The 20,003-nt window shown below is 53.6% G+C and carries 13 protein-coding genes; 8 read left to right on the forward strand and 5 right to left on the reverse strand.

Annotated elements, in window-relative coordinates; all coding sequences use genetic code 11:
* Nucleotides 1–144: 144 nt before the first annotated feature.
* From ACO6VG_RS03740 to ACO6VG_RS03775, 8 genes are all read left to right on the forward strand, one after another.
* Nucleotides 145–1,512 carry an ankyrin repeat domain-containing protein gene (locus tag ACO6VG_RS03740; RefSeq protein WP_422135643.1) on the forward strand — a complete coding sequence of 456 codons (1,368 nt, stop codon included), beginning with the start codon at nucleotides 145–147 and terminating at the stop codon, nucleotides 1,510–1,512.
* Nucleotides 1,513–1,705: 193 nt separating this feature from the next.
* The gene (locus ACO6VG_RS03745; protein WP_422472785.1) at nucleotides 1,706–3,514 is read left to right on the forward strand and encodes an ankyrin repeat domain-containing protein; all 1,809 of its coding nucleotides are present in this window, start codon (nucleotides 1,706–1,708) and stop codon (nucleotides 3,512–3,514) included.
* Between the two features lie 149 nt (nucleotides 3,515–3,663).
* Complete coding sequence (locus ACO6VG_RS03750) at nucleotides 3,664–5,547, forward strand: ankyrin repeat domain-containing protein (protein ID WP_422472787.1); 1,884 nt, start codon at nucleotides 3,664–3,666, stop codon at nucleotides 5,545–5,547.
* Nucleotides 5,548–5,728: 181 nt separating this feature from the next.
* Nucleotides 5,729–7,516, forward strand: a complete 1,788-nt coding sequence (locus ACO6VG_RS03755) for an ankyrin repeat domain-containing protein (protein ID WP_422472789.1) — start codon at nucleotides 5,729–5,731, stop codon at nucleotides 7,514–7,516.
* A 300-nt stretch (nucleotides 7,517–7,816) separates the two neighbouring features.
* Nucleotides 7,817–9,961, forward strand: a complete 2,145-nt coding sequence (locus ACO6VG_RS03760; RefSeq protein ID WP_422472791.1) for an ankyrin repeat domain-containing protein — start codon at nucleotides 7,817–7,819, stop codon at nucleotides 9,959–9,961.
* 179 nt (nucleotides 9,962–10,140) lie between these two features.
* A complete protein-coding gene (locus ACO6VG_RS03765; protein WP_422472793.1) occupies nucleotides 10,141–11,190 on the forward strand; it encodes an ankyrin repeat domain-containing protein in 1,050 nt (349 codons plus the stop codon).
* Nucleotides 11,191–11,378: 188 nt separating this feature from the next.
* Nucleotides 11,379–13,457 (forward strand): ankyrin repeat domain-containing protein, encoded by a 2,079-nt coding sequence (locus ACO6VG_RS03770; RefSeq protein ID WP_422472795.1) that lies wholly within the window; start codon nucleotides 11,379–11,381, stop codon nucleotides 13,455–13,457.
* Between the two features lie 137 nt (nucleotides 13,458–13,594).
* On the forward strand, nucleotides 13,595–15,145 hold the full coding sequence (locus ACO6VG_RS03775) for an ankyrin repeat domain-containing protein (protein ID WP_422472797.1): 1,551 nt from the start codon (nucleotides 13,595–13,597) through the stop codon (nucleotides 15,143–15,145).
* 215 nt (nucleotides 15,146–15,360) lie between these two features.
* On the opposite strand, the gene bioD is transcribed toward ACO6VG_RS03775, so the two are convergent.
* From bioD to bioB, 5 genes are read right to left on the reverse strand one after another with little or no spacing between them, the layout of a single operon-like run.
* Nucleotides 15,361–16,044 (reverse strand): dethiobiotin synthase, encoded by a 684-nt coding sequence (bioD, locus tag ACO6VG_RS03780; protein ID WP_422413393.1) that lies wholly within the window; start codon nucleotides 16,042–16,044, stop codon nucleotides 15,361–15,363.
* Complete coding sequence (gene bioC, locus ACO6VG_RS03785; RefSeq protein WP_422135653.1) at nucleotides 16,037–16,855, reverse strand: malonyl-ACP O-methyltransferase BioC; 819 nt, start codon at nucleotides 16,853–16,855, stop codon at nucleotides 16,037–16,039. The genes bioD and bioC overlap by 8 nt, the downstream gene beginning before the upstream one ends.
* Nucleotides 16,840–17,586 carry an alpha/beta fold hydrolase gene (locus ACO6VG_RS03790; RefSeq protein ID WP_422135654.1) on the reverse strand — a complete coding sequence of 249 codons (747 nt, stop codon included), beginning with the start codon at nucleotides 17,584–17,586 and terminating at the stop codon, nucleotides 16,840–16,842. Before ACO6VG_RS03790 ends, bioC begins: the two co-directional genes overlap by 16 nt.
* Nucleotides 17,583–18,758: an 8-amino-7-oxononanoate synthase gene (bioF, locus tag ACO6VG_RS03795; protein WP_422472799.1), complete on the reverse strand. Its 1,176-nt coding sequence runs from the start codon at nucleotides 18,756–18,758 to the stop codon at nucleotides 17,583–17,585. The genes ACO6VG_RS03790 and bioF overlap by 4 nt, the downstream gene beginning before the upstream one ends.
* A complete protein-coding gene (gene bioB, locus ACO6VG_RS03800; RefSeq protein WP_422135656.1) occupies nucleotides 18,758–19,858 on the reverse strand; it encodes a biotin synthase BioB in 1,101 nt (366 codons plus the stop codon). The genes bioF and bioB overlap by 1 nt, the downstream gene beginning before the upstream one ends.
* Nucleotides 19,859–20,003: the final 145 nt, after the last annotated feature.

Here is a 20,003-nt window from a genome sequence, read left to right on the forward strand (position 1 = left end):
CCCGGTGAACAAGGCTCTCAGGTGTTCCCATCTTCTGAGATTTTGAAATAGGTGATTATTTAGCCGCAGGGAACTTAATAGCCACATAAATGAACTAACCTGCTGTTCTTATGACTAATCTGTACTATCTGGCAGGTTTCACAGATGTTCTACTTATGGATGGTATTGCTCGCCCTCCTCTCCATGGGAACTGACGTAAAGCCGGAGGTCAATGTCTGCCCAATTTGTTTGGCTGATTTTCATGGCCACGAAGTACCGCCAGTGGTCGTCAAAACCCAATGTGGCCACCACTTCCATCTGGACTGTATTTCAAGACAATTTGTTTCTCAGCCCGTTGGCTCAAGACAGTGTGCGATATGCCGGCAAGACCCGATGCCTGTAGTGAATCTGAGCACCGGTGAATCTCATCCGGATGCATTTTTCCCCAATGAGACGTTTTGTGATGCCTGTTATTACGGAGATTTGGATCAGGTGGAGAAGTCACTGGCAGAAGGCGTCAATGTCAATGCCTTTACGCATAATGATTTCACTGCCTTAATGATCGCATCTTACCGGGGGCACAAGGCTATCGTCGAATGCCTGATCAACGCCGGAGCGAATCTCAACGCCACCTCTGAGACTGGTACCACGGCACTGTTCCTCTCTGCCCAGGAAAATCACAGCGACTGCGTGAAACTTCTAATCAATGCCGGGGCGGATATCAACGCCCGGGCTAAGGATGGCGCCAGCCCACTGTTCATCGCTGCACAAGAAAATCACATTGACAGCGTGAAACTCCTGATCAACGCCGGGGCCAATCTCAACACCGTCTGGCTCGTGGATGGTGCCACCCCGTTGTTCATGGCTGCGCAAAAAAATAACATCGACTGTCTGAAACTCCTGATCAACGCCGGGGCGGATCTCAACATCCCCTGTGAGGATGGCACCACCCCGCTATTCATCGCAGCCCAGAGGGGCAATATCGACTGTCTGAAACTCCTGATCAACGCCGGGGCGGATATCAACGCCCGGGCTAAGGATGGCGCCAGCCCACTGTTCATCGCTGCACAAGAAAATCACATCGACTGCGTGAAACTCCTGATCAACGCCGGGGCCGACATCAACGCCGTCTGGATTGAGGAGGGTGTCACCCCGTTGTTCATGGCTGCACAAGAAAATCACACCGACTGCCTGAAACTCCTGATCAACGCCGGGGCTGACCTCAACGCCCGAAGGACTGAGGATGGCGCGACCCCGCTGTTCATCGCAGCCAGGGAGGACAATACCGACTGCGTAGAACTCCTGATCAACGCCGGGGCCGACCTCAACGCCCGAAGAACTAAGGATGGCGCGACCCCGCTGTTCATCGCAGCCAGGGAAGGCAATATCGAGTGTTTGAAACGCCTGATCGGGGCCGAGGCAGATATCAACGCCGTCTTGTCGGATGGCACCACACTTCTCTCCATCGCAACCGGGATGGGCAATGCCGACTGCGCGAGACTCCTGATGAACGCCGGGGCTGAGAGGGAGTAGAGGCGGTGAAAGGAACAAAAGAAAGGCGTTAGGTTGTCCGGAGGACACGGCTTTCAGGTGTTTCCATCTTCTGAGTTTTCGCAATAGGTGATTATTTAGCCGCAGCAAACTTTATAGCCAAATAAATGAACTATCGTACTTTTTTTATGTCTAATTCGAACTATTTATTAGTTATCAAGGATGTTCAACTCTTATGGATAGTATTGCTCACCCCCCTCTCTCCATTGCCGCTGACGTAAAGTCGGAGGCTGATGTCTGCCCTATTTGTTTGGCTGAATTCCATGGCCACGATGTGGCACCAGTGGACGTCAGAACCCAATGTCGAACCCACTGTGGCCACCGCTTCCATCTGGACTGTATTTCAGAACAATTTGTTTTTCAGCCCGTCGGCTCACGACACTGCGCGATGTGCCGGCAAGACCCGATGCCTGTAGTGAATCTGGACACCGGTGAATCTTACCCGGATACATCTTTCCCCAATCAGGCATTTTGTGATGCCTGTGATTACGGGGATTTGGATCAGGTGGAGAGGTCGCTGGCAGAAGGCGTCAATGTCAATGCCGTTATGACGGATGGTTTGACTGCCTTGATGTTGGCATCCATCAATGGGCACACAGATATCGTCGAACGTCTGATCAACGCCGGAGCGGAGGTCAACACCGCTCGGAATGAGGATGGCGGCACCCCACTGCTCTTCGCTGCCCAGGAAAATAACAGCGACTGCGTGAAGCTCCTGATCAATAAAGGGGCAGACCTCAATGCTGAGGCCAAGAATGGTGCCACCCCTGTGTCCATCGCTGCCGCGATGGGCAATACCGACTGCCTGAAAGCCCTTATCGAAGCCAAGGCGAACCTCAACACCAGGGATGAGGATGGCGTCACCGCGCTTTTCATTCCGGTACAAAATAATTACATCGAATGCGTGAAACTCCTGCTCAACGCCGGGGCGGATCCTAACGCCCGGACCGAGGCTGGCAGCAACCTGCTGTTCATCGCTGCTGCGAATGGCCATACCGCTTGCGTAAAAGCCCTGCTCAAAGCCAAGGCAGACCCCGACGCCCGGAATAAGGATGACAGCACCCCGCTGATGATCGCTGCTGCGATGGGTCATAGCGACTGTATGGAAGCCCTGATCAAGACCGGGGCGGATCTTAATGCCCGAACTGAAGATGGCATGACCCCGCTATTCATCGCCGTGATGCGTAATAGCATCGACTGCATGAAACGCCTGATCAAAGAGGGGGCGAATATCAATGCCCCGAATAACGATGGTGTCACCCCTGTGTACATCGCTGCGCAAGAAAATCATATCGACTGCCTGAAATTCCTGATCAAAAAGGGGGCGAATATCAACGCCCGGGCTAAAGATGGCGTCAGTCCACTGTTCATCGCTGCACAAAAAAATCACATCGAATGTGTGAAACTTCTGATCAACGAGGGGGCAGATCTCAATGCCGTCTGGATCAGGGAGGGTGCCACCCCATTGTTCATTGCTGTACAAGAAAATAACACCGATATTGTAAAACTCTTGATCGAAGCAGAAGCGGACCTTAACAAGCAGAATAATGATGGCGGCACCCCGCTGCACATCGCTGCGCAAAAAAATAACACGGACTGCCTGAAACTCCTGCTCAACGCCGGGGCAGATCTCAACGCCCGGACTAAATACGGCAGCACTGCACTGCACATAGCAGCCCAGAAGGGCCATACCGATTGCGTGGAACTCCTGCTCAACACCGAGACCGATCTCAACGCCCGCAGGACTGAGGATGGCGCGACCCCGCTGTTCATCGCAGCCCGGGAGGGCAATATCGAGTGTCTGAAACGCCTGATCAGAGCCGAGGCAGACATCAACGCCGCCTTGTCGGACGGCACCACTCCTCTCGCCATCGCAATCGGGATGGGCAATGCCGACTGCGCAAGACTCCTGATAAACGCCGGGGCAAAGAGGGGGACAGAGGCGGTGAAAAAAACAAAAGAAAGACATTATGTTGTCCAGTGAACAAGGCTTTCAGGTGTTCCCATCTTCTGAGTTTTTGTAATTGGTGATTATTTAGCCGCAGCAAACTTAATAGCCAAACAAATGAACTATCGTAATTTTCTTATGTCTGATCAGTACTATTTATTGGATATCAAGAATGTTCAACTCTTATGGATAGCCTTGCTCACCCCCCTCTCCCCATTGGCGCTGACGTAAAGTCGGAGGCCGATGTCTGCCCTATTTGTTTGACTGAATTTCATGGCCACGATGTGGCGCCAGTGGACGTCAGAACCCAATGTCGAACCCACTGCGGCCACCACTTCCATCTGGACTGTATTTCAGAACAATTTGTTTATCAGCCCATCGGCTCACGACACTGCGCGGTGTGCCGGCAAGACCCGATGCCTGTAGTGAATCTGGACACCAGTGAATCTTACCCGGATACATCTTTCCCCAATCAAGCATTTTATGATGCCTGTTATTACGGGGATTTGGATCAGGTGGAGAGGTCGCTGGCAGAAGGCGTCAATGTCAATGCCGTTATGACGTATGGTTTGACTGCCTTGATGGTGGCATCCATCAGGGGGCACACGGATGTCGTCGAACGTCTGATCAACGCCGGAGCGGACGTCAATACCGCTCGGAATGAGGATGGCGACACCCCTCTAATCATGGCTGCTGTGAATGGCAATACCGAATGCGTGGAACTCCTGATCAACGCCGAGGCGGATCTCAACGCCCGGAATGAGCTTGGTGCCACTCCGCTGCTCTTCGCTGCCCAGGAAAATAAAAGCGACTGCGTGAAGCTCCTGATCAATAAAGGGGCAGATCTCAATGCCAGGGCCAAGAATGGTGCCACCCCTCTGTCCATCGCTGCCGAGATGGGCAATACCGACTGCCTGAAAGCCCTTATCGAAGCCAAGGCGAACCTCAACACCAAGGATGAGGATGGCAACACCCCGCTAATCATGGCTGCTGCGGAAGACAACACCGACTGCGTGAAACTCCTGATCGAAGCCAAGGCAGATCCCAACGCCAAGCCTGAGAATGGCACCACTCCGCTGCTCTTGGCTGCCCAGGCAAATAACACCGAATGCATGAAACTCCTGATCAAGGCCGAGGCGGACCTTAATGCCCGATCTGAAGATGGCATGAGCCCGCTGTTTGTCGCCGTCCTGCGTAATAGCATCGACTGCGTGAAACTCCTAATCAAAGAGGGGGCGGATATCAACACCCCGAATAACAATGGTGCCACCCCTGTGTACATCGCTGCACAAGAAAATCATATCGAATGCATGAAACTCCTGATCAAAGAGGGGGCGGATATCAACGCCCGGACTGAGAGTGGCGCCAGCCCACTGTTCATGGCTGCACAAGAAAATAACACCGACTGCGTGAAACTCCTGATCAAAGAGGGGGCGGATCTCAACGCCGTCTGGATCGAGCATGGTGCCTCCCCATTGCACATTGCTGCACTTGAAAATAACACCGATATTGTGAGACTCCTGATCGAAGCAGAGGCGGACCTTAACAAGCAGAATAATGATGGCGGCACCCCGCTGCACATCGCTGCGCAAAAAAATAACACGGACTGCCTGAAACTCCTGCTCAACGCCGGGGCAGATCTGAACGCCCGGACTAAATACGGCAGCACTGCACTGCACATCGCATCCGAGATGGGCAGTACCGAGTGTGTGAAACGCCTGATCAGTGCCGGGGCAGACATCAACATCCTGAGTGAGGATGGCACCACCCCGCTATTCATCGCAGCCCGGAAGGGCCATACCGACTGCGTGGAACTCCTGCTCAACACCGAGGCCGATCTCAACGCCCGCAGGACTCAGGATGGCGCGACCCCGCTGTTCATCGCAGCCCGGGAAGGCAATATCGAATGTCTGAAACGCCTGATCAGAGCCGAGGCAGACATCAACGCCGCCTTGTCGGACGGCACCACTCCTCTCGCCATCGCAACAGAGATGGGCAATGCCGACTGCGCGAGACTCCTGACCAACGCCGGGACCAGGCAGGCAACAGAGGCAATGCAGGGAAGGTGAATGAGACCGGTGTGCGACAGGTCGGCATGACCCGGTGCCGGTATTGCGGCAGATATGCATCAGATATTTTGAAATAGGTGATTATTTAGCCACAGTGGACTTTACAGCCACATAAATGAACTATCCTACCGCTCTCATGTCATATCTATATTATTTTGCTGCTTTCACAGTTGTTTTACTTATGGATGGTATTGCTCGCCCCCCTCTCGCCATTGGAGCTGACGTAAAGTCGGAGGCCGATGTCTGCCCTATTTGTCACGATGAATTCCATGGCCGCGATGTGGCGCCAATGGACGTCAAAACCCAATGTCGAACCCAATGTGGCCACCGCTTCCATCTGGACTGCATTACAAGACACTTTGTTCATCAGCCCGTTGGCTCACGACACTGCGCGATGTGTCGGCAAGACCCCATGCCTGTTGTGAATCTGAAGACCGGTGAATCTCACCAGGATACATTTTTCCCCAATCAGACGTTTTATACTGCCTGTTATGACGGGGATTTCGATCAGGTGGAGAAGTCACTGGCAGAAGGAGTCAATATTAATGCCGTTAGGTATGATGATGTCACTGCCTTGATAATCGCATCTTACCGGGGGCACAAGGCTATCGTCGAACGCCTGATCAGCCACGGAGCGAATCTCAACACTGCCAGTGAGACTGGTGCCACGGCACTGTTCGCTGCTGCCCAGGAAAATAACACCGACTGCCTGAAACTCCTGATCAAGGCCGGGGCAGATCTCAATGCTGGCACTGAGGATGGCTCCACCCCACTGTCCATGGCCGCCCAGTTGGGCAACATCGACTGCGTGAAAGCCCTGATCGAAGCGAAGGCGAACCTCAACGTCAAGGATGAGGCTGGCCACACCCCGCTACTCATCGCTGCTGCGAAAGGCAAGACCGACTGCGTGGAAGCCCTGATCGAAGCCAAGGCAGATCCCAATGCCGGGCATAAGAGTGGCATCACCCCGGTGCTCTTGGCTGCCCAGGAAAATAACGCCGACTGCCTGAAACTCCTGATCAAGGCCGGGGCAGATCTTAATGCCCGATCTGAAGATGGCATGAGCCCGATGTTTGTCGCCGTCCTGCGTAATAGCATCGACTGCGTGAAACTCCTGATCAAAGAGGGGGCGAATATCAACGCCCGGACTGAGAGTGGCGCCAGCCCTGTGTACATCGCTGCAGTAAGAAATCATATCGACTGCCTGAAACTCCTGATCAAAGAGGGGGCGGATATCAACGCCCGGACTGAGGATGGCGCCAGCCCACTGTTCATGGCTGCACAAGAAAATAACACCGACTGCGTGAAACTCCTGATCAAAGAGGGGGCGGATCTCAACGCCGTCTGGATCGAGGAGGGTGCTACCCCGTTGTTCATTGCTGCACAAGAAAATAACACCGATATTGTACAACTCCTGATCGAAGCAGAGGCGGACCTTAACAAGCAGAATAATGATGGCGGCACCCCGCTGCACGTCGCCGCACAAAAAAATAACACCGACTGCCTGAAACACCTGATTAACGCCGAGGCGGATCTCAACGTCCGGACCAAATACGGCACCACTGCCCTGCACATCGCAGCCGAGATGGGCAATACCGAGTGCGTAAAAATCCTGATCAGTGCCGGGGCGGACATCAACATCCCGGGTGAGGATGGCACCACCCCGCTATTCATCGCAGCCCAGAAGGGCCATACCGACTGCGTGGAACTCCTGCTCAACACCGGGGCCGATCTCAACGCCCGCAGGACTGAGGATGGCGCGACCCCGCTGTTCATCGCAGCCCGGGAAGGCAATATCAAGTGTTTGAAACGCCTGATCAGGGCCGAGGCAGATATCAACGCCGCCTTGTCGGATGGCACCACTCCTCTCGCCATCGCAACCGGGATGGGCCATACCGACTGCGTGGAACTCCTGATCAATGCCCGGGCAAGGCAGGGAACAACAGAAAGGCGTTGTATTATCCAGTGAACACGGCTTTCAGTTGTTGTCGGCTTCTGTATTTTAAAATGCGTGATTATTTAGCCACAGTAAACTTTGATAGGCCCATAAATAAACTACCATAATTTTTCTGTATCAAACCCTAGGAGCCTGACCGAGAATAGCGCCCGTAGCGAGGACGGCAGAAAATTGAGGATGAAAATTCGGTTTTGTGAGGAGAATAGCGAGCTATTTGACGAACAAAAGCGGATTTTCAGACCAATTTTCTGCCGCCGCAGTAGGGCAGTCTATTCTCGGTCAGGCTCCTAGCCACTTGCTTGACCAATACAGATGTTCTTCTTACGGATCGCATTGCTCTCTATCCTCTCCCCATGGACACTGAAGGCCGATCAATGTCCTATTTGTTTGGCTTACTTTCATGGCCGAAGTCTGCCCCCTGTGATCGTCAAAACCCAATGTTGTGGTCACCGCTTCGATCTGGACTGTATGTCAAGGTGTTTTGTTGATCAGCCCATCGGCTCACGTCAATGCGCTATGTGTCGGCAGGACCCGATGCCTGTGGTGAATCTGAACACTGGTGAATCTCACCCGGATGCATTTTTCCCCGATCAGGCATTTTATGATGCCTGTAATGACGGGGATTTGGATCTGGTGGAGAGGTCGCTGGCACAAGGCGTCAATGTCAATGCCGTTACGCATGATGGTTACACTGCTTTGATGATCGCATCCTACCGGGGGCACAAGGCTATCGTCGAACGCCTGATCAACGCCGGAGCGAATCTCAACGCCCCTGGTGAGGCTGGTGCCACGGCGCTGTTCCTCGCTGCCCAGGAAAATCACACAGACTGCGTGGAACTCCTGATCAACGCCGGGGCAGATCCCAAGACGCGAACCAGGAGAGGCTCTACCCCACTGTTCATCGCTGCTGCGAAAGGCAATATCAACTGCGTGAAAGTCCTGATCAACGCCGGGGCGGATCTCAACGCTACTGCATCGGATGGTACCACCCCGCTGTTTGTTGCTGCTGAGAAAGGCCAGACCGACTGCGTAAAACTCCTGGTCAACGCTGGGGCGGATCTCAACGCTACTGCGTCGGATGGTACCACCCCGCTGTTTATTGCTGCTGAGAAAGGCCAGACCGACTGCGTAAAACTCCTGATCAACGCCGGGGCGAATCTCAACGCCGCCTGTGAGGTTGGTGCCACTGCGCTGTTCATCGCTACCCAGAATGGCAATACTGATTGCGTGGAACTCCTGATCAACACCGGGGCAGATCCCGAGACGCGAACCAGGAGAGGCGCTACCCCGCTGTTTATTGCTGCTGAGAAAGGCCATACCGACTGCGTAAAACTCCTGATCAACGCCGGGGCAGATCCCAAGACGCGAACCAGGAGAGGCTCTACCCCACTGTTCATCGCTGCTGCGAAAGGCAATATCGACTGCGTGAAACTCCTGATCAACGCCAGGGCGGATCTCAACGCTACTGCGTCGGATGGTACCACCCCGCTGTTTATTGCTGCTGAGAAAGGCCAGACCGACTGCGTAAAACTCCTGATCAACGCCGGGGCGGATCTCAACGCCGCCTGTGAGGTTGGTGCCACTGCGCTGTTCATCGCTACCCAGAATGGCAATACTGACTGCGTGGAACTCCTGATCAACGCCGGGGCAGATCCCGAGACGCGAACCAGGAGAGGCGCTACCCCGCTGTTTATCGCTGCTGAGAAAGGCCATACCGACTGCGTAAAACTCCTGATCAACGCCGGGGCAGATCCCAAGACGCGAACCAGGAGAGGCGCTACCCCGCTGTTCATCGCCGCTGCGAGAGGCAATATCGACTGCGTGGAACTCCTGATCAACGCCAGGGCGGATCTCAACGCTACTGCGTCGGATGGTACCACCCCGCTGTTTATTGCTGCTGAGAAAGGCCAGACCGACTGCGTAAAACTCCTGATCAACGCCGGGGCGAATCTCAACGACGCCTGTGAGGTTGGTGCCACTGCGCTGTTCATCGCTACCCAGAATGGCAACACTGACTGCGTAGAACTCCTGATCAACGCCGGGGCAGATCCCGAGACGCGAACCAGGAGAGGCGCTACCCCGCTGTTTATCGCTGCTGAGAAAGGCCATACCGACTGCGTAAAACTCCTGATCAACGCCGGAGCAGATCCCAAGACGCGAACCAGGAGAGGCTCTACCCCACTGTTTATCGCTGCTGCGAAAGGCAATATCGACTGCGTGAAACTCCTGGTCAACGCCAGGGCGGATCTCAACGCTTCTACGTCGGATGGTACCACCCCGCTGTTTATCGCTGCTGCGAAAGGCAATATCGACTGCGTGAAAGTCCTGATCAACGCCGGGGCCGATCTCAACGCCGCCCCGCCGGATGGCACCACCCCACTGGCCATCGCAACCGAGATGGGCAATACCGACTGTGCGAGACTCCTGATCAACAGCGGGGCAAGGCAGGGAAGATAGGCAAGGCAGGGAACAACAGAAAGGCGTTGTATTATCCAGTGAACACGGCTTTCAGTTGTTGTCGGCTTCTGTATTTTAAAATGCGTGATTATTTAGCCACAGTAAACTTTGATAGGCCCATAAATAAACTACCATAATTTTTCGGCATCAAACCCTAGCCACTTGCTTGACCAATACAGATGTTCTTCTTACGGATCGCATTGCTCTCTATCCTCTCCCCATGGACACTGAAGGCCGATCAATGTCCTATTTGCTTGGCTTGCTTTCATGGCCGAAGTCTGCCCGCTGTGATCGTCAAAACCCAATGCTGTGGTCACCGCTTCGATCTGGACTGTATTTCAAGGTGCTTTGTTGATCAGCCCATCGGCTCACGTCGGTGCGCTATGTGTCGGCAAGACCCGATGCCTTTGGTGAATCTGAACACCGGTGAATCTCACCCTGATACATTTTTTCCCGATCAGGTGTTTTATGATGCCTGTAATTACGGGGAGTTGGATCAGGTGGAGAGGTCGCTGGCAGAAGGCGTCAATGTCAATGCCGTTATGACGGATGGTTTGACTGCCTTGATGTTGGCATCCATCAGGGGGCACACGGATGTCGTCGAACGTCTGATCAACGCCGGAGCGGACGTCAACACCGCTCGGAATAGGGATGGCGCCACCCCACTGCTCTTCGCTGCCCAGGAAAATAACACCGACTGCTTGAAGCTCCTGATCAATAAAGGGGCAGATCTCAATGCTGGGGCCAACAGTGGTGCCACCCCTGTGTACATCGCTGCGCAAGAAAATCATATCGACTGCCTGAAACTCCTGATCAACGCCGGGGCGGATATCAACGCCCGGACTGAGGATGGCGCCAGCCCACTGTTCATGGCTGCGCAGGAAAATAACACCGACTGCGTGAAACTCCTGATTGAAGAGGGGGCGGATCTCAACGCAACTTTGTCGCATGGTGCCACCCCGCTGTTTATCGCTGCTGGGAAAGGCCATACTGGCTGCGTAAAACTCCTGATCAACGCCGGGGCAAACCTTGACGCTGCCCGTTCGGGTGGTGCCACCGCACTGTACATCGCTGCTGAGTTCGGTAATACCGACTGCGTGAAACTCCTGATCAACGCCGGGGCAGCTCTCAACGCCGCCTTGTCGGATGGCACTACCCCACTCGCCATCGCAACCGGGATGGGCAATGCTGACTGCGCGAGACTACTGATTAACGCCGGGGCAAGGTAGAAAAGATTGGCAAGGAAGGGAACAACAGAAAGGCGTTGTTTTATCCAGTGAACACGGCTTTCAGTTGTTGTCGGCTTCTGTATTTTAAAATGCGTGATTATTTAGCCACAGTAAACTTTGATAGGCCCATAAATAAACTACCATAATTTTTCGGCATCAAACCCTAGCCACTTGCTTGACCAATACAGATGTTCTTCTTACGGATCGCATTGCTCTCTATCCTCTCCCCATGGACACTGAAGGCCGATCAATGTCCTATTTGTTTGGCTTACTTTCATGGCAGAACTGAAGCCCCTGTGATCGTCAAAACCCAATGTTGTGGTCACCGCTTCGATCTGGACTGTATTTCAAGGTGTTTTGTTGATCAGCCCATCGGCTCACGCCAGTGCGCTATGTGTCGGCAAGACCCGATGCCTGTAGTGAATCTGAACACTGGTGCATCTCATCCGGATACATTTTTTCCCGATGAGACGTTTTTTAATGCCTGTTTAAACGGGGATTTGGATCAGGTGGAGAGGTCACTGGCAGAAGGCGTCAATGTCAATGCCATTACGCATGATGATTTCACTGCCTTGATGATCGCATCTTACCGGGGGCACAAGGCTATCGTCGAGTGCCTGATCAACGCCGGAGCGAATCTCAACGCCACCAGTGAGGCTCGTGCCACGGCACTGTTCCTCGCTGCCCAGGAAAATAACACCGACTGCGTGAATCTCCTGATCAAGGCAGGGGCGGATATCAACACCAGAATTGAAGATGGCATCACTCCGCTGTACATCGCCGTCCTGAGAAATAGCATCGACTGTGTGAAACTCTTGATCAACGCCGGGGCGAATCCCAACGCCGCCGATGGGGATGGTGGCACGGTACTGTTCCTCGCTGCCCAGAATAATAACACCGACTGCGTGAATCTCCTGATCAAGGCCGGTGCAGATCTCAATGCGGTGGCTGAGGATGGCTCCACCCCACTGTTCATGGCCGCCCAGTTGGGCAATACCGACTGCGTGAAAGCCCTGATCGAAGCAAAGGCGAACCTCAACATCAAAACTGAGGATGGCAACACCCCGCTGCTCATCGCTGCTGCGAAAGGCAATACCGACTGCGTGAAAGCCCTGATCGAAGCCAAGGCAGATCTCAATGCCGGGCCTAGGTATGGCGTCACCCCGCTGCTCTTGGCTGCCCAGGAAAATAACGCCGACTGCATGAAAGCCCTGATCAAGGCCGGGGTTGATATCAACACCCGAACTGAAGACGGCATCAGCCCGCTGTTCATGGCAGTCCTGCGTAATAACACCGACTGCGTGAAACTCCTGATCAGCGCCGGGGCGGATCTCAACCCCAGGAATAAGAGTGGCTCCACCCCATTGCTTATCGCTGCACGAAAAAATCACACCGCCTGCCTGAAACTCCTGATCAACGCCGGGACGGATCTCAACCCCCGGAATGAGAGAGGCGTCACCCCAATGTTTATCGCTGCAAAAGAAAATAACACCGACTGTTTGAAACTCTTGATTAAAGCCGGGGCTGATCTCAACGCCCAGAATAATGATGGCGCCAGCCCGCTTTTTATGGCTGCACAAGAAAATAGCACCGACTGCCTGAAACTCCTGATCAACGCCGGGGCAGATCTCAACGCCGCCCTGATCCAGGATGGTGCCACCCCGCTGCTCATCGCTGCGCAAGAAAATAACACCGACTGCCTGAAACTCCTGATCAACGCCGGGGCAGATATCAACGCCCGGACTAAGGATGGCGTCAGCCCACTGTTAATAGCTGCACAAGAAAATCACATCGACTGCGTTAAACTTCTGATCAAAGAGGGGGCGGATCTCAACGCCGTCTGGACCAAGCTTGGTGCCACACCGTTGTTCGTTGCTGCCTATAGAAATAACACCGACTGCTTGAAACTCCTGATCAACGCCGGGGCAGATATCAACATCCCGGGTAAGGATGGCACCACCCCGCTATTCATTGCAGCCCGGAAGGGCAATACCGAATGCATGGAACTTCTGATCAACGCCGGGGCTGACCTCAACGCCCGAAGGACTGAGGATGGCGCGACCACGCTGTTCATCGCAGCCCGGGATGGCAATATAGAGTGTCTGAAACGCCTGATCAGGGCCGAGGCAGATATCAACGCCGCCTTGTCGGATGGCACTACTCCTCTCGCCATCGCAACCGAGATGGGCAATGCTGGCTGCGCGAGACTCCTGATCAATGCCGGAGCAAGGGAGGGAACAACAGAAAGTCGTTGTATTATCCAGTGAACACGGCTTTCAGTTGTTGTCGGCTTCTGTATTTTAAAATGCGTGATTATTTAGCCACAGCAAACTTTGATAGGCCCATAAATAAACTACCATAATTTTTCTGCATCAAACCCTGGCCACTTGCTTGACCAACACAGATGTTCTTTTTACGGATCGCATTGCTCTCTGTACTCTCCCCATTGACACTTAAGGCCGATCACTGTCCTGTTTGTTTGGCTTACTTTCATGGCCGAAGTCCAGCCCCTGTGGTCGTCAAAACCCAATGTTGTGGTCACCGCTTCGATCTGGACTGTATTTCAAGATGTTTTATTGATCAGCCCATCGGCTCACGTCGGTGCGCTATTTGTCGGCAGGACCCGATGCCTGTGGTGAATCTGAACACCGGTGAATCTCACCCGGATACATTTTTCCCCGATCAGACGTTTTATAGTGCCTGTCTGAACGGAGATTTGGATCAGTTGAATAGGTCACTGGCAGAAGGCGTCAATGTCAATGCCGTTATGACGAATGGCTTGACTGCCTTGCTGATCGCATCCTACCGGGGACACAAGGCTATCGTGGAACGCCTTATCAACGCCGCAGCGAATCTCAACGCTGTCGATGAGGCTGGTGCCACGGCACTGTTCATCGCTGCCCAGGAAAATAACACCGACTGCGTGAAACTCCTGATCAATGCCGAGGCGGATATCAACGCCCGGGCTGAGGATGGCGCCAGCCCACTGTTCATCGCTACACAAGAAAATCACATCGACTGCCTGAAACTCCTGATCAACGCCGGGGCCGATCCCAATGCCGTCTGGATCGAGGATGGTGCCACCCCGCTATTCATCGCAGCCCAGAAGGGCAATACCGACTGCGTGGAACTCCTTATCAACGCCGGGGCGGATATCAACGCCCGGGCTGAGGATGGCGCCAGCCCACTGTTCATCGCTACACAAGAAAATCACATCGACTGCGTCAAACTCCTGATCAACGCCGGGGCCGATCTCAATGCCGTCTGGATCAAGGATGGTACCACCCCGTTGTTCATAGCTGCACAAGAAAATCACATCGACTGCCTGAAACTCCTGATCAACGCCGGGGCGGATATCAACATCCCGAGTGAGAATGGCATCACCCCACTATTCATCACAGCCCAGGAGGGCAATACCGACTGCGTGGAACTCCTCATCAACGCCGGGGCCGATCTCAACCTCCGGAATAAGAGTGGCTCCACCCCATTGCTTATCGCTGCACAAAAAAATCACACCGACTGCCTGAAACTCCTGATCAATGCCGGGGCGGATATCAACGCCCGGACTGAGGATGGCACCACCCCGCTACTCATAGCAGCCGAGAAGGGCAATACCGACTGCGTGCAACTCCTGATCAACGCCGGGGCGAATATCAACGCCCGGGCTGAGGATGGCGCCAGCCCACTGTTCATCGCTACACAAGAAAATCACATCGACTGTGTGAAACTCCTGATCAACGCCGGGGCCGATCCCAATGCCGTCTGGATCGAGGATGGTGCCACCCCGCTATTCATCGCAGCCCAGAAGGGCAATACCGACTGCGTGGAACTCCTTATCAACGCCGGGGCTGACCTCAACGCCGTCTTGTCGGATGGCACCACTCTTCTTGCCATCGCAACCGGGATGGGCAATGCTGACTGCGAGAGACTCCTGATCAACGCCGGGGCAAGGTAGGAAAAAAGGCATCATCCCATTCAGCAAACAGCGTGAAGTACCTCCGGATGCCGTTGCCCGAAAGGGCGACATGATCCGATGCCTGTGTTGCGAAGGATTTGCAGAGAAACCTGAACACTGGCTTTTTTATTGCGGTCACCCGGGAAGCAAGCGGCTCACTGTCTCGCTTACTGTGGTGAACTACTCGCTGCTAGGAGCGAGTAGTTCACAAAAGATCAGACAGTTAAAGGAGAGAGATCAAGACTGACTACCGCGTCACCCGGCTGCTGTTCAGAACACCAGGGGACAACGCCAAGGCAGGGCGCATGAATTGACTGCTTGAGAGCTTCAACATTTTCCTGAAAACGGCTCATATCGGGATCCACCTGATTGGCCACCCAACCCGCCAGCTGACAACCACTTTGCAAAATGGATTCGACCGTCAACAGGGAATGACTGATACATCCCAGCTTCATTCCTGCCACCAGAATCACCGGAAGGTTCATCGCCTTAGCCAGATCGGCCAGCATCTCCCGGTCGTTCAGGGGGACTCGCCAACCGCCCGCGCCTTCAATGAAAGAAAGATCATGGCGGGTCATCAGGGCCCCACGGCAAAAGCCGGTCAGACGATCGACAGTGATTCGCCGACCTTCTTCCTGTGCCGCAATATGAGGGGCAATGGGTGCTTCAAAAAGAACCGGATTAACCTGTGAATAACTCAACTTGATATTCATGGCACTCATCAGGTTCAGGGCATCAGCATTTCTTGGGCCGTCTGAAGTCTCATCGGAGCCCGCAGCCACCGGTTTCAGGGCCAGTGTTTTAAGCCCTTGCTCATTGGCAGCCTGCAACATTACACAGGTGACAAAAGTCTTCCCGGCATCCGTATCGGTGCCGGTGACAAAAAACGTTCTAGGCATGGGCTGGTTTTCTTAAAATTCCGTACAACACCTGATAGGAGAGGGGTAAACCGGCGTCCGCCCGAAAAGACTCGTAGGCTTCCTGCAGTTGGGTCAATCGCCTCCGGGTTACCAAACCGGATGGCCGACCATGCACGGTATTGACCCCCAATGCTTTTAATTCTCTCAACATCTGAAACAGCTCGGGGTAGTAAAGCGTCTCAGCCTGCTGCTTAAAAGATTGCTGCCTGAAGCCTGATTCAAGCAACCACAGCCTTTGCTGTTCAAAACTGTCAAAGCCGTTGATATGGACATGACTGTCGACCTGTCGCCAGGCTTCTTGCAACTCCACCATAGTGCCACTGGCCAGGCTGGAGAAAACAAAGACCCCACCCGGTTGGAGTACCCGATAGATTTCCTTCAGCACCGTCTCAAATGAGCACCATTGAATGGCCAGGCTGGAGAACACCAGGTCAAAGCTTTCTGACTTAAACGGCAGTGACTCAATATCACCTGAACACCAGGAAGCTGAGTCGCACTGCAACCGGGCAAACTTGAGCATGCCCATGGCCAGATCCAAACCGGTTACATGGGAATCGGGGAAATGTCCGGAGAGTAACCCAGTCTGGCTGCCCGTACCTGAACCAAGATCCAATACATACTCAGGACAAATATCCGTTGGCAGCCCCATCATGGCTCTGGCTGCTACACGCTTCTGAAGCACTGCAGCGGAGTCATAAGTGGTTGCAGCGCGACTGAAATTGGCAGCAACACGTTGTTTGTTGATGCGGGCTTCTGCCCCACAATCAGCCGCTTTCAGCTTCGGTTGCATAGGCGATTAACCTGATCCGCTACCTGTCTGATGGCACCAGAGCCCTGGTCCAGGAAAAAGCAATGACCGCCTTCCATCATCAGAACTTTGTGACCCGGGTAGTCCTGCTCGATTCTCTTGCCGGTATCAATGGGCACCAGCGCATCATCCTTGCCAAAACAATGCAATACCGGACAACGGATATCAGCCAGCTGTGAACGAACGTCACTGGTACCCAGCAATTTCAGCAATTGCAGAAGAATGGTTGCTTCCAGGTCAGCGTCCCGGCGAATCGCGTTTTGCAAGTGTCTGGCGACCTCTTTTCGATTGCCATTACCCATGCAGCAGAGCAGGGAAAACTGGTCAACGGTGGCCGCAGAATCTTCTTGCATTCCGGCATAAAAACTTTCAAAGGTCTGTGGCAGCATTGCTTCTGACCAGTCCTTGTTTCTGACAAAGCAGGGATTACAGCCCAGTGTCACCAGACCGGCTACCTTGTCTGGATTCTGACTGGCGTAGATAGAGGCCAAAGTGCCTCCTAAGGACCAGCCAACCAGGATGACGGGAGGGTCCAGCAAATGCATGTCGAGGTAGTCCAGCAGTTGCTTCCAGTCATATTTTCTGCGCTCCCGGACCAGGCCCGGCAGCTGCACCACAGACACTCGACCATCGCCGTCCAAAGCACTCGCCAGAGGCTCCATGACAGCTGCAGGCATCGCCCATCCACTAACCAGAACAATGGGTAAACTCACGCTACTTCCTCCTGTGATGGGCGTACTGTTCTTTCCAGTGCATGCAGTAGCTGTTCTACATGCTGTTGTTTGTGAGCTGCACTGAAGGTAATGCGTAACCTTGAAGTTCCTTCAGGAACCGTGGGGGGACGAATGGCCGTCACCAGGATACCCTGTGCTGCCAGAGCGTCACTCATGGCTACAGCGGTATCTGCAGACCCGACAATAACAGGCTGAATCGGAGAGTGCGAGTCCATCAGTTTCAGCCCCATCTGCTGGCACTCTTTTCTGAAGTATTGAACCAGCTTGTCCAGGTGCTCTCGTCTCCAGCTTTCTTCCTTCAGAATTTCAAGACTCACTCTTGTTGCCTCTGCAATGGCCGGAGGCATTGACGTGGTGTAGATATAGGTTCGGGCAAACTGGATCAGAGTTTCAATCAGGGCTTCACTCCCTGCAACGAAAGCACCTGCCGTACCAAACGCTTTACCCAAAGTTCCTACCAGGACCGGCAAGTCTCTCTGACCCAGAGAACAATGTTCAGCAACTCCGCCGCCGTTGTTACCCAGAACACCGAAGCCATGGGCATCATCCACCATCAACCAGGCATCCTGTCGATGGGCAAGTTCTGCTAAGGCTTTCAGAGGAGCCAAATCACCGTCCATACTGAAAACACCGTCAGTAACAATCAGCTTGCGCCGCCCATCGGTGCGGTTCAGCCGGGTTTCAAGGTTTGCCAGATCTTTGTGAAGATATCGTTGAAACCTTGCCCCGGATAACAAACCGGCATCCAGCAGAGAAGCATGATTCAGACGATCCTGAAAAACCGCATCCTCTTTACCCAGCAAGGCAGTGATGACCCCCAGATTCGCCATGTAGCCATTGGAAAACAGCAAAACCCGCTCACGACCGGTGAACTCTGCCAGCTCTTCTTCCAGCTGATGATGGGCACGACTATGGCCAATGACCAAATGGGAAGCGCCGCCGCCGGTACCGTAATCAGAAGTAGCCCGAGCCATGGCAGCACAGATGTCCGGATGATTAGCCAGACCCAGGTAATCGTTATTGCAGAAAGCCAGATAGGGCTTGCCATCGACTACCACTTCTGCCCCCTGAGGAACCTCAAGCGTTTTCCTTGTCCGGTAAAGGCCCCGGGCCCGCCGGATTTGAAGGTCCTTCTCAAGGTCGAAAGCCATCAGGAAGCCTGCTGACCCATGGCGTCGTAATACTGTTCATTATTCAGCTCATTATTTAATAAAGAGTCCTGCTCGCGCAGAGGGCATATGGCCTCCAGCGTTTGCTCTTCCAGCCCGTTGGCGTCACCTCTGTTGATACCCAGTTTGTTGAAGAGTTGCCGGTCACGGCTCTCTTTGGGATTGGCCGTCGTGAGCAGTTTGTCACCCAGGAAGATTGAGTTGGCACCTGCCAGAAAAGCCAGAGCCTGCAGCTCATCACTCATGTTTTCACGACCGGCAGACAGGCGTACACAGGAAGCAGGCATCATGATCTTGGCAACTGCGATGGTACGAACAAAATCGATACCGTCGACAGCTTCGACATCAGCCAGGGGCGTACCTTCGACGCGAACCAACATATTTACGGGCACACTTTCCGGATGTTTGGGCAGGTTGGCCAGCTGGATCAACATACCGGCACGGTCTCTTTCTGTTTCACCCAGACCGACGATACCACCACTGCAGATATTCATTCCCGCATCACGCACATGGGCAAGGGTATTAAGACGATCTGAGTAAGTGCGAGTGGTGATGATGCTGCCGTAAAACTCTGGTGAGGTGTCCAGATTGTGGTTGTAATAATCCAGACCAGCCCGGGCCAGCTGTGCAGCCTGATCGTCATTTAACATACCCAGGGTCATACAGGTCTCCAGACCCATTTCCTTGACTCCTTTCACCATTTCCAGAATGTAGGGCATGTCCTTCTCAGGTGGGTTTTTCCAGGCAGCTCCCATGCAGAAGCGGGTCGCCCCGGAAGCTTTGGCGCGGCGGGCTTCTTCCAGAACCTTGCGCACTGCCATCAACTTTTCCTTGTTCAGTCCGGTGTTGTAGTGACCACTCTGGGGACAATATTTACAGTCTTCCGGGCAGGCACCTGTCTTGATGGACAGTAGTGTACTAACCTGCACCCGGTTGGGATCAAAATGTTCTCTGTGGGCCAGCTGAGCCTGGAAGACCAGATCATTGAACGGCATTTGAAACAGGGCTTCGACTTCGTCATGTGTCCAGTCGTGGCGAAGTTTGCTGGGACCTGAGTCCTTGAGGCTTGCAAGGTTAGTCATGTTTTTCACTGATTCTTCCGGGAAGAAGCTCTCTGTTGTAAGTCAGACCAAATATCAGAAATCAAGATCAAAAACAGGATCGATGATAATTAATTGAAACTATGCGTCAATTGTTAAAACGTAACAATATTTACAAGTGGTTAAA

This window comes from Endozoicomonas sp. ALB032 (assembly GCF_049310125.1).
GTDB lineage: Bacteria > Pseudomonadota > Gammaproteobacteria > Pseudomonadales > Endozoicomonadaceae > Endozoicomonas_A.